This is a genomic window from Flavobacterium sp. GT3R68, from assembly GCF_007109225.1.
In the GTDB taxonomy this organism is placed as follows: domain Bacteria; phylum Bacteroidota; class Bacteroidia; order Flavobacteriales; family Flavobacteriaceae; genus Flavobacterium.
On record NZ_VJZK01000001.1, the window covers coordinates 55,656 to 68,236 of the forward strand.

Annotated in this window: 9 protein-coding genes; 5 read left to right on the plus strand and 4 right to left on the minus strand. The window is 38.4% G+C overall.

Features of this window, described 5'->3' with window-relative positions; all coding sequences use genetic code 11:
* Positions 1-42 precede the first annotated feature (42 nt).
* Both FNW07_RS00235 and FNW07_RS00240 read left to right on the plus strand, forming a co-directional pair.
* Complete coding sequence (locus FNW07_RS00235; RefSeq protein WP_126744494.1) at positions 43-3,354, plus strand: DUF2723 domain-containing protein; 3,312 nt, start codon at positions 43-45, stop codon at positions 3,352-3,354.
* A 56-nt stretch (positions 3,355-3,410) separates the two neighbouring features.
* On the plus strand, positions 3,411-4,064 hold the full coding sequence (locus FNW07_RS00240) for a polysaccharide deacetylase family protein (protein WP_126744495.1): 654 nt from the start codon (positions 3,411-3,413) through the stop codon (positions 4,062-4,064).
* A gap of 33 nt (positions 4,065-4,097) precedes the next feature.
* Here the strand turns inward: FNW07_RS00240 and FNW07_RS00245 are convergent, their stop codons facing one another.
* From FNW07_RS00245 to FNW07_RS13920, 4 genes are all read right to left on the minus strand, one after another.
* Positions 4,098-4,394: a co-chaperone YbbN gene (locus FNW07_RS00245; protein WP_126744496.1), complete on the minus strand. Its 297-nt coding sequence runs from the start codon at positions 4,392-4,394 to the stop codon at positions 4,098-4,100.
* Positions 4,395-4,466: 72 nt separating this feature from the next.
* The gene (locus tag FNW07_RS00250) at positions 4,467-5,702 is read right to left on the minus strand and encodes a metallophosphoesterase (RefSeq protein WP_126744497.1); all 1,236 of its coding nucleotides are present in this window, start codon (positions 5,700-5,702) and stop codon (positions 4,467-4,469) included.
* Between the two features lie 253 nt (positions 5,703-5,955).
* Positions 5,956-6,780: a hypothetical protein gene (locus tag FNW07_RS13915; protein ID WP_255512708.1), complete on the minus strand. Its 825-nt coding sequence runs from the start codon at positions 6,778-6,780 to the stop codon at positions 5,956-5,958.
* Positions 6,773-7,447 (minus strand): hypothetical protein, encoded by a 675-nt coding sequence (locus FNW07_RS13920; RefSeq protein ID WP_255512709.1) that lies wholly within the window; start codon positions 7,445-7,447, stop codon positions 6,773-6,775. Before FNW07_RS13920 ends, FNW07_RS13915 begins: the two co-directional genes overlap by 8 nt.
* A 233-nt stretch (positions 7,448-7,680) precedes the next feature.
* Between FNW07_RS13920 and polA the strand changes: the two genes are divergently transcribed.
* The 3 genes from polA to FNW07_RS00270 all read left to right on the plus strand — a co-directional run bounded on the left by polA (position 7,681) and on the right by FNW07_RS00270 (position 12,500).
* Positions 7,681-10,512: a DNA polymerase I gene (gene polA / locus FNW07_RS00260; protein ID WP_126744498.1), complete on the plus strand. Its 2,832-nt coding sequence runs from the start codon at positions 7,681-7,683 to the stop codon at positions 10,510-10,512.
* Between the two features lie 407 nt (positions 10,513-10,919).
* Positions 10,920-11,666, plus strand: a complete 747-nt coding sequence (locus FNW07_RS00265; protein ID WP_126744505.1) for a ferritin-like domain-containing protein — start codon at positions 10,920-10,922, stop codon at positions 11,664-11,666.
* Between the two features lie 24 nt (positions 11,667-11,690).
* A complete protein-coding gene (locus FNW07_RS00270; RefSeq protein ID WP_126744499.1) occupies positions 11,691-12,500 on the plus strand; it encodes a ferritin-like domain-containing protein in 810 nt (269 codons plus the stop codon).
* The last annotated feature ends 81 nt before the right edge of the window (positions 12,501-12,581 follow it).

The following is a 12,581-nucleotide window of genomic DNA, read 5'->3' on the forward strand; positions in this document are numbered from 1 at the left end:
TGTAACACCAATAAAAAACACTAAAAAATTCATACTCTAAATATGGTAAACTTCAATTTCAACAAGTGGAATACAATTTTAGGTTGGCTTACTTTTTCAATTGCATTAGTCACCTACACACTTACCGTTGAACCAACAATGAGTTTCTGGGACTGTGGGGAATATATTGCCACCGCAGCCAAACTTGAAGTAGGCCATCCGCCAGGAGCTCCTCTATACCAAATGATTGGCGCCTTTTTTGCGATGTTTGCGATTGATGAAAAACATGTTGCGTTGATGGTTAATATGATGTCCGTATTTTCGAGCGCCTTTACCATATTACTGTTATTTTGGTCTTCTTCAATAGTATTGAAAAAAATTGTTTTACGATTTGCTGACTCTGACGACTCTGATAAAGAACACAAAACACTAAGTAAAAACAATGCTATAGTTATTTTAGGAAGCTCTTTTGTTGGGGCTTTAGCCTACACATTTTCGGATAGTTTCTGGTTTAATGCGGTCGAAGCCGAAGTTTATGCAATGGCAACCTTATTGATAGCCTTGTTATTCTGGTTGGGATTACGCTGGGAACAGGACATGTACAATCCAAGAGCCAACAGATGGTTGTTGATTATTTCTCTAGTAATTGGACTTTCGTTTGGGGTACATTTCATGGCCTTGCTGACCATTCCTTCGATTGGATTTTTATATTTTTTTAAAAACTATGAAAAAATAACAGTTAAAAATTTTATCATTGCCAACGTAGTAGTGGTGTCCATTTTATTGTTCATTTTTAAATTACTGTTGCCGTTAACGATGGCTTTCTTTGCCAATGCAGAGGTTTTTATGGTAAACGACATGGGAATGCCATTTGATTCAGGGACTATTTTTGTTGCCTTAATTTTCATAGCATTTTTTTATTTTGGATTGAATTATACCAAAAAGAAAGGATATGCTCATATAAACACAGCAATACTGTGCATTTTATTCATCTTAATCGGGTTTTCTACCTGGATGATGTTGCCAATACGTGCCAATGCCAATACGGTTATCAACGAAAACAAACCTTCCGATGCACGCGAAGTTCTTGCCTATTACAACAGAGAACAATATGGCGTTAACCCTTTGTTTTACGGCCCCCAATATTCAGATTCTTTTGCAGGATTAGACAAAGAGAATCCTTACTTGGATAAAGCACCCAATTACGAAAGAGATTATAAATCCGGAAAATACGTAATTGTAAACAATTATAAAAATGCCGAGCAGAACAGCGACAACAACCACAAAGCAATTTTGCCCAGAATGTGGAGTACAGAACATGTCGAAAACTACATGAATTTTACGCATGTTCTTGAATTCAAGATAGATCCAAATTATCCCTATGAAGATGAACTAGGCAAATACGGAATTGACATCAATCAATTAAACGAGGAGGAAATTGGCAAAGCTACCGCTCAATTGCGAAATGAAGTTGAAAAAACAGTTTCGGAATTCAGAAATGCTTATGCATCCAAACAAATTGACAACGAAGGCTACGTGTCATTCCTGAAAAGTTATGGCGATTATTTAATTATTGAAAAACCTACAACCGCAGATAATTTAGGCTTTATGTTCGAATACCAATTCGGATACATGTATTGGAGATATCTGATGTGGAATTTTACCGGAAGACAAAACGACATCCAGGGAAAATATGACAACCTGAACGGAAACTGGCTGAGCGGAATCAATTTTATAGATGAAATGCATGTCGGTTCCCAAGTGGATTTACCATCCGATGCACGGCACAATAAAGGACGCAATCTTTATTATTTCTTACCCTTTTTATTAGGAGTTATCGGTTTGTTGTATCACGCCAAAAAAGACCAAAAGAGTTTCTATGTTTTATTAGCTTTATTCTTATTTACCGGACTGGCTCTAAAAATCTACCTTAACGAAAGGCCTTTCGAACCTCGTGAAAGAGACTATGCTTTAGTAGGATCTTTTTATGTGTTTGCCATTTGGATTGGTATGGGGGTTTATGCCATTTTTGATTCATCCAAAAAATACGTCCAGTCAAAAATTGCCGGACCAATCGTTATTGGGATTTGCGTATTGGCCGTTCCCGTTTTAATGGCTTTCCAAAACTGGGATGATCATGACCGCTCCGATAAGTACACGGCTATTGCAATGGCAAAAAATTATTTGAATTCGTGTGAGCCAAATGCCATCTTATTTACCATTGGTGATAATGACACCTTCCCGCTTTGGTACGCGCAGGAAATCGAAAATGTAAGAACGGACATCAAGATTGTAAACACCAGTCTTTTTATGACCGATTGGTATATCGATCAAATGAAAAGCAAATCATACAAATCGGAAGGGTTGCCTATTTCATTCACTCATGACCAATATGTGGGAGACAAACTCGACTATGTTATTCACAATCCGATAACGGAAAACCGCTGGAACATTAAAGATTTCATGAACTTCATAAAGAGTGATGATGCCCGAACGGTTGTTGAAATGCAGAACGGACAGAAAATCCATTTTTATCCAACCAATAAGATCCGAATTCCAATCGACAAAAACAACATCATCAAGAACAAGGTGGTGAGCCCAGAATTAAATGACTCCATCGTTCCATATATTGACGTAGATATTAAAGGAAAAGCATTGTATAAAAACCGCGTAATGATGTTGGATTTAGTTGCGAATAACAACTGGAAAAGACCGATTTATTTTACCGGAGGAAGTTTTGGTGATGATGATTACCTATGGATGAAAGATTACCTGCAGTTAGACGGTCTGGTGTATAAATTGGTACCAATAAAAACGACTCTTACGAAAGATCAAAGCCAGCTTGACATGGGTAAGATTGATTCTGATAAAATGTACGACATTGTTATGAAATGGGATTGGGGTAATGGAGATAGCCCTACCATTTATCACGATCCGGAAACCAGAAAAAACAGTATCTCTTACCGAACCAATATGGCCAGGTTAATGGAGCAGTTAGTCAATGAGGGAAAAAAGGAAAAAGCGAAGAAAATTATTGATTTGGCGATGGCCAAAATGCCGTTGGAACATTATGACTACTATACGATGGTCGAGCCTTTCGCCGGTGGATATTATGCAATTGGTGAAAAACAAAAAGCACGTCAGCTGCTTACTCAGTTGATGACTAAATACCAGGAAAACCTGAAGTACTACAGAAATATGAAATCATCTGAACAAGGCGTTATCGCCATCGATATCGTGACTGATATTGAGCGTTACAGAAGTTTACTAAGCGTAATGAAAGAAAGAGGGGACTTGGAGTTTTACAACAAAAACCGCATAATTTTCAATACTTACAATTTGATGTTCGAGCGTTTCGGGCGTGACAATGAATAAGGTTTATTCAATTAAAACCGGTCATCTGACCGGTTTTTTTAAAATCAATTCCGACTATGTTTTATTGGATCAAAACAAATGCTTTAGTAAAAAAGTTGCTCTTCAGGTATGTTTGGGATATTCCGAACGACGAAAAAACAGTATATCTGACTTTTGATGACGGGCCTACCCCGCAAGTAACCGAATGGGTTTTGTCGCAATTGAAAAAATACCAGGCCGAAGCCACTTTTTTCTGCATTGGTAACAACATCGAAAAATACCCTGATATTTACTCTAAAATAATCGTTGACGGACATTCGATAGGCAATCATACGTTCGACCATCTGAATGGCTGGAAGACTTCAAAAACCCAGTATCTGGATAATGTGGCTCTATGCGAGAAGAAAATTCAGAAATATGAAAATACATCAGAAAATAACGATGGAGCCAAATTATTCCGTCCTCCTTATGGACGCACAAAACCATCACAAGCGAAGGTCTTGCGCGAGAAAGGGTATCAAATCATAATGTGGGATGTATTGAGTGCGGATTTTGACAGGACGATATCTCCGAAACAATGTTTAGAAAATGTGTTGAAGCATGTGCAATCCGGAAGCATCATCGTTTTTCACGACAGTGTAAAAGCATTTCCTAATCTGGAATATACCTTGCCAAGAACTTTGGAATTTTTGAGTAAAAACAAGTACAATTGTAAAGCAATCAGGCTTTAATGAGTAAGAGCACAGTTGATTCAGATTCAAAAATTAAATCTGGTCCTGAACAATACCGATAATGGTATTTGCATCGAGTTCACCGGATTGTCTCCAGATCATTTGTCCTTCTTTATATATCATAAGAGTCGGAAGCCCCTTTATGCGCAATGCATCGGCCAATTCCTGATTTTTATCGACATCAATTTTTATGACTTTTGCTTTATCTCCAAGGGCCGCAGCAACGTCTCTGATTACCGGATGCATGGAAACAGAAGGTTCGTTCCATTCTGTGTAAAAGTCAATTAACACAGGGGTATGAGCATTTATAAGTTCTCCAAATTTTGACATAAAAACAAAAATTAAATTATTTTACACTACTGAAGAGAGATATCATTATACAAATATAATGTTTTAAATAATCTAAGCCACGTTTTTAGCTTTTTTTAGTTCAATGACAGTTATCTCCGGCATAATACCGACGCGTCCCGGATAGGCATGAAAACCAAAACCGCGGTTCACATAAACATAACGGCCAGCGTTTTGATACAAACCCGCCCATTGCTTATAAACATACTGCGCCAGGCTCCATTTAAAAAACCCGGGAATCTCAATTCCGAATTGCATTCCATGGGTATGTCCCGACAACGTCAGATGAAAGTTTTTATCATGATGTTGCACGATATAGTCCCAATGGCTTGGATCATGACTCATCAATATCTTAAAATCTTCTTTTTGGATATGTTCTGAAGCTTTATCGATATCGCCTAATTTTTTAAAGTTATGTCCCCAGTTCTCCACTCCGACCAATGCAATTTTTGAGTTGCCTTTCTCGATATACTTATGTTCGTTCAATAAAAGTTTGAAATCGATTTCACCATAAACATCCTTGATGGCCTGAAAATTATCCTGTTTGTCTTTTTCGGTTGGCCAAGTAACATATTCCCCATAATCATGATTGCCTAAAACGGAATATTTCCCATATTGGTGTTTCTGGATCCTTTTGAAGGTGTCAATCCACGGATTCATTTCTTTCGCATCGGTATTAACAATATCACCGGTAAACAAGATCATATCCGAATTTTGTTCATTAATCAGATCAATAGCATAATTGATTTTTTCAGGATTATCAAAACTACCGCTATGAACATCTGAGATATGTGTAACCGTAAAACCATCGAAATCATCCGGCAAATCATCGAAAAATATGCGCTGTTTGATGACTTTGTAGTTGTATTTTCCAATAGTAACTCCGTAAAGCAATGATAAAAAAGGAACCGCTGCAATGCCCAAGCCAATTTGGCTGACGAATTTTCTCCTGGACGCGAGGAAACTGACATGTTCGTCTTTCATCGTGAAATAATTTACCGAGCCCGCGCCGAGCCGGAACACATCTTCGCCCAATAGTACTATCGATAAAATCATTTTCGGAACATATACCAAAAGAAGCAGTGCCGTCGACAGCATCGTCTGCTTGGTTTGCCCAACTGACCGGTCAAATTGAAGAAAGGAATAAACAATATATACCAGCAACAGCGAACTGAAAACCTGATAGAATGTCAATATCCATTTATCCTTCACCAGAGTTTTTAATGCCTGAAAAGCATATAGCTCGATGATAATAAGAATGAGACATAAGAACACGATGCGTATAAGCATATATAAAGAAGTTTTAGACAAAATAACAAAAGAATTCGTTCGGTGCAAAGCCATATTCTATAAATTTACAAAATCATGAATATTAAAATAATAGTCATTGCAAACTTATATCGATAAAGTGAATGTTTTTATCGATGAAGTGAATTTTTAACAACAGATTATGATTAACGGCCTGACTTATAGCTATTTATAAATAAAGACTCTGGAAAAATCAACTGTTTGCTGAATTATCATCAGAAGTCGTATTTAGAATTTAATTGACCGTAAGATTTAATGAAATTGTCAAAATATTTCCTGTCCCGGAATATCGCGTTGCAAAAACCTCAATATAATCATTAGTAGCCATAGGTACCATAACCACTATGGGCATCGCTATAATATCAGTGGGGGAATTGGAAGTTACATATACCTTGGAACTGTTGATAGGTGTCCCATTTTTTGCAATATAAAAGATATATACAGCGCCGTTCGAGCTGGACTGGAAAGAAATTGAGCCTCCCACCCTGAAGTAACGGGATTTGGTTCCGACATATTTTAGTCGGTTATTAACCCCACCATCAGTAGTAAATCGGAAAAGATCGCTTGATGTGGTGGTCCCCGCCAGTTTAACCGGCGTCCCCGACAAAGTTGTAGCGGCTCCCGAACCAACAGGATAATCAATATTAATATCGCCTATAGCCACACCATCAGCCTCTAAAGGAATTCCCGCGCAACGAACCGCCCACTTATTATTGAAATTAAAACCCGTATATACGGCAGGACTGTATCCCTTAACATACTGGCCCGAGGTAAGGGTACCGGTAAAAAGTACTGTTTCCATAATGGCATCACCTGTTATTATGGGATTAGAAGAAACATCCACACCAATATTGGTGCCAATAACTTCACTGAATCCACCGACTTTTCCGATCAGGCCAAAAGTTCCCTGAAATGTTTCAAAAGTTCCGGAATTATTTCCGAACCATCCCGCATTACTAAGTAATAGCTTACTGATGTCTTTGTATATAATGCCTGAAGCATTTCCTGAAAAATTTACAATACTAATAAAAACCAGCGAGAAATTCTCAATTTTACCCACACTGGCCGAATTTCCGACAACACAATCCCTGAAGCGTCTGGGTCCCTGCAGCGATAGAACCGGTTCCTATTAGATTAAAAACATTTCCTCCACTGGCCACTAAGGTCATTGATTTTAGGGCACCGCCGGTTGCACCGGTAAAGAGATCTCCGGAGACCTTAACTAATTTATCTTCGGAAGTATCCATACCACCTATGTAGGCGTTGTTCATTTCAATCGGAAAATTAAAAATCACAGTTCCATTAATCTCATAAAAAGTACTTGCATCCAATAGGTATTTTGCCCCACCACCGGCAGCTAATTCAGTAGCCAAAATCGTTGTAAGCACATCAGTAGATTTAATTCTCTTAAATTTTAGACGACCGTCCTTATCTCCAAATACTTTTATCCAAGTGGAAGTGGAAGAATCATAATACAAAAAAGATTTTACATCCGTATCAAAAACCATCAATCCATTAGCCGGGGACGCTATAGCTATCCTTTGAGCTGTAGTAATCCGGGGAGTCAGCATTCCTTGTGTAGTAGACGAAATATCCAATGCTGCACTCGCATCCGGAGTGACTGTACCAATTCCCACCTGAGCATGAATTTGCAATGACAATAAAAATATTGCCATGATAGACCCAAACGTGTTTAAACGCGTTTTTTGAGACAAATAGAATTTCATATGTGGTATTGTTGATTAGGGGCATTACAAAAATACGAAATTAATAACCAAATGCACTAATATTAAACATTTTTTAAGAAAAAGCTAAAATTATTAAATAATTTTTATCAAAAATGCAGGCTTTAACATATAGCAATGTAATCTTATCGAAGATGCCAAATAATATCAAAAGAAAACTTTCTAAGCAAGGCTTGATTTTTTTATATCTTTGGCGATTCTAATCCAGACCTGAAATGTCACACCAAAAACGCTTATTTCTGCTTGATGCCTACGCCCTTATTTTTCGTGGTTATTATGCTTTTATAAAAAATCCAAGAATCAATTCGAAAGGAATGGACACCTCGGCCATTATGGGTTTCATGAATTCCTTACTCGATGTGATCAAAAGAGAAAAACCAGATCACCTGGCGGTAGCATTTGACAAAGAAGGCAGCTTTGTAAGGACCGAAATGTTTCCCGCCTATAAATCACACAGGCAGGAAACCCCGGAAGCCATCAAAATTGCGGTTCCTTATATTCAGCAATTATTGACCGCAATGCATATTCCGATAATAGAATCTGCAGGCTGCGAAGCCGATGATTTGATTGGCACCATTGCAAAACAAGCCGAAAAAGAAAACTATCAGGTTTTTATGGTTACTCCTGACAAGGATTTTGCACAGCTGGTTTCCGAAAATATCTTTATGTATAAACCGGCCCGGATGGGTAACGGAATAGAAATCTGGGGTGTTCCGGAAGTATTGGCAAAATTTGAAATAGAACGGCCGGACCAGGTTATTGATTTTCTGGGAATGATGGGCGATGCAGTCGATAATATTCCCGGTCTGCCAGGCGTCGGGGAAGTTACCGCGAAGAAATTCCTGAAAGAATTTGGCACCATGGAAAACCTTCTTGAAAATACGCACCTGCTTAAAGGTGCCATGAAAGAAAAAATAGAAGCCAATAAAGCTTTGGGACTTTTGTCAAAACAACTGGCGACTATTATTTGCGACTGTGACGTGATATTTAATGAAAACGATTATGAACTCACGAAACCTGATGTAGAAAAAGTAGAGGAATTATTTCGTGAGCTGGAATTCCGCCGAATGGCAGAACAGTTCAACAGTCTTTTCTATACCGGAAGAGAAAATTACATTGGTATTGAAACACAGGGGCTTGCGCCAACAAAAACGATTGTGAAAAACGAGCAGCAATTTGATTTATTTGCTGACAACTCAAACGAAGGCGAACAACAAATTTCCAGCTTTTATAAAACAATCGAAAATACAGCGCATTTTTACCAGTCCGTTCAGGGAGATTTCGCCATTAAACTGCTGATGCAAAATCTGCTCAAACAGACATCGGTAAGTTTTGATACCGAAACCACCGGAATCGATGCTTTGAAGGCAGAATTGGTCGGACTTTCTTTTTCATGGGAAGTAGGGAAAGGCTTTTATGTTCCCGTTTCATCAAACCGTGAAGAAGCGCAGAAAACGATTGACCAATTTATTCCGTTTTTCGATAATGAAAACATTGAAAAGGTAGGGCAGAATTTAAAATACGATTTGAAAGTACTTTCAAATTATGGCATTTCCGTAAAAGGAAAATTATTTGATACGATGATTGCTCATTACCTTATCAATCCTGATATGCGTCACGGAATGGATATTTTATCTGAAACCTATCTCAAATATTCTCCAAAGCCGATTGAGGCATTAATTGGAAAAAAAGGTAAAAACCAAAAAACAATGCGCGATATTGAACTCGAAGATATCAAGGAATATGCCGTTGAAGATGCTGATATCACTTTACAGCTGAAACATCATTTCCAGCCTGTTTTGGAACAAACCGAAACAAAAAAACTATTCGATGAACTCGAAATCCCGCTTGTTCCGGTTTTGGCAGACATGGAAAAAGAAGGTATCAACATTGATGTTGCCTTTTTAAAATCCTTATCGAAAGAACTCGAAGACGACATCAAGGTTTTGGAGACCAATATATATGAAGCCGCAGGCGAAAAATTCAATCTGGCCTCCCCAAAACAGCTCGGCGATATTTTATTCGATAAATTGAAAATTGGCGGCGTCAAGCAAAAGAAAACCAAAACAGGTCAATATGCCACCGGCGAGGAAGTTTTATCGTATTTGGCCTTGTCAAGTCCGTTTGTTCAGAATATTCTGGACTGGCGCCAATTGGTAAAGCTGCAAAATACGTATGTTGAAGCGCTTCCGTTGCAGGTAAATAACATCACGGGGCGGATTCATACCGATTATATGCAAACCGTGGCTGCAACCGGCCGTTTGAGTTCGAATAATCCGAATTTGCAGAATATTCCGATCCGCACCGAAAGAGGAAGGCAGATCCGGAAAGCATTTATTCCAAGAGATGAAAACTACACGTTAATTTCTGCCGATTATTCGCAAATAGAATTGCGCATTATTGCCGCTTTAAGTGGCGAAGAAAATATGATTGCTTCATTTAAAAACGGGGAAGATATTCATAAAGCCACCGCTTCCAAAGTATTTAATGTGCCGTTGGAAGAAGTTACCAGAGAGCAGAGAAGCCACGCAAAAACAGTAAATTTCGGAATCATTTATGGTGTTTCTGCTTTTGGTTTAAGCAATCAGACCTCCCTTTCCCGTTCGGAATCCAAAGATCTGATAGACGCCTATTATCAATCTTACCCTACCCTGAAAGGATATATTCAGGACCAGATACAAAGCGCACAGGAAAACGGTTACGTACAGACTATTTTAGGACGACGCCGTTATCTGAAAGATATTAATTCGGCTAATGCCATTGTCCGTGGTGCTGCCGAACGAAATGCGGTAAATGCTCCCATTCAGGGAAGTGCTGCCGATGTGATTAAAATTGCAATGATTAATATTCATAAAAAACTGACATCCGAAAACTGGCAAAGCAAAATGTTGCTGCAGGTTCATGATGAATTGGTTTTTGATGTTCATAAGTCGGAATTGGAAAAAATAAAACCGATGATTAAACATGAAATGGAAAATGCTTTTATAATGGCCGTTCCATTGGAGGTAGAATTAGGTCAGGGAGAAAATTGGCTCGAAGCACATTAATTTTCTTATTCCCATTTCCAAAACGTTTTTTTTGAGATAAATTCCTAGGGCTTCCAACCATTAGGAAAAACAATTAGGAAATGGAAATAAAAAAAAGACATGACTCCAACTGTTAGATTTCGTTTTTTTATTCGTTGCCCTTCAATTTAATTCATTTTTACTTGCTGCTACGCTCGGCAGATTCGCTAATTTGAACCAATTAGATTTCTTCTATTAATATGAAAATTAATGTTAAATGTATTAACATACAGCGCTTTAAGTAAATTGTTTTTGTTAATTTTACCATACCCAACCGAAAATGTAAATACATGCAATCGATAATTGTCATGTATTTCCCATTTTTATCTACTCGTTTCCTAAAAAACAACTGCTTTGGCTTCTAATTGTCAAACCTTAAATGTTACATTATGAAAAACGAAGTAAAAGTTGAAGAAGTAAAACCTTCCTTCACTAACAGAAGAAGTTTTCTAAAACTCAGCGGGCTCACACTTGTGGGTACAAGTTTATTGTTAGCCGGCTGTAATAATGACGACGACAACAACAATCCACCCGATTCCCAGCTTCCCGGCATAAGAAACGGGGTGTTTGATTTAGGCGGCGGCGATTTTGGCGTGCTTACTTATGCCTATGCGCTAGAACAGCTGGAAGCTGACTTCTACACCAAAGTAGTCAATGCCGCAGGGTTTACTACTACTTTTACGGCTGAAGATCAAGCAGTGCTTATCGACCTTTTTAATCATGAAGTAATACACCGAGAATTCTTCAAAGCAGCTTTGACTGCTGCACTCCCAAGTCCCAGTACACAATTGCTACCCACTTTAGCTTTCTCATATGGAACTCTAAATTTCGGCAACCGCGACCAGGTACTAGCTACTGCTAAAGCGCTCGAAGATACAGGAGTCTCCGCATATAACGGAGCCGGAAAATTATTAACAAGCCCGGATTACCTATTATTGGCTGGAAAAATAGTTTCTGTAGAAGCACGGCACGCTTCAGCAATCAGAAGTTTGATTAATCCAAATTCAAAAGATTTTGCTGGTGACGATGTGGTTAATACAACCACTGGATTAGATGTCATGAAAAGCCCTTCACAGGTTATTCCGATAGCCAGCGGATTCATCACAACAGATTTTACAGCGCAATTTTTACCGTAATCGTAACATTTAAATTTAGAAATTATGAACATAATAAAATTTATAGAGTCTTTTACTAACGAAGGTGTAATGCAAAGTAAGAGCTCCAGACGTGAGAGTTTTAGTCAGTTCGGTCAACTGGGAAAAAATTTAGCATTGGCTAGTATTCCTTTTGGATTGGCTTCATTAACAAGTTCTGCCTATGCTGCAGATATTTCACCAACACCAAGCACACCAACCGGAGCTTTGCAGCTTGCCTTGACTTTGGAATACCTTGAAAACGAATATTATCAAATGGGATTGGATTCCGGAGTTATTCCTCCACTTGAAAATCTCGGACGCGATTTAAAGGTTTTTCAACAGATAGCAGCACATGAATCAGACCACGTGGCGTTTCTGATTACTGCTTTAGGCGGAACAGCAAGTGCTAACTTTGTAGCAAAACCAACTTTCGATTTTACCGTTGGTGGTCTTTTTGATCCATTTAATGACTATCCTACATTTTTAGCATTAGCTCAGGCATTTGAAGACACTGGAGTTAGAGCGTATAAAGGCCAGGCCGCCAATCTAAAATCAGCACCAGATTTGCTGACTGCCGCATTACAAATTCACTCTGTTGAAGCACGCCATGCTTCTGAAGTAAGAAGGTTACGAGGTCAAAAAGGATGGATCATCGGAAATGATCGAGGCGGATTACCTATACAGGCCCAAGCTAGTTATGACGGAGAACAAAACACTACTCAGGGAGGCTATAACACGGCCGCTTTATTTGGCGTGGGGGCCGGAACAGAAGCATTTGATGAACCACTGACCACCCAGCAAACCGTTACTATTGCAAATTTATTTATCGTATAATTGATTTAACAAAATAAAAAAATCATCTGAATTTATTTTTAGATGATTTTTTTATTTTAATTCCACAATATTATATTAAGA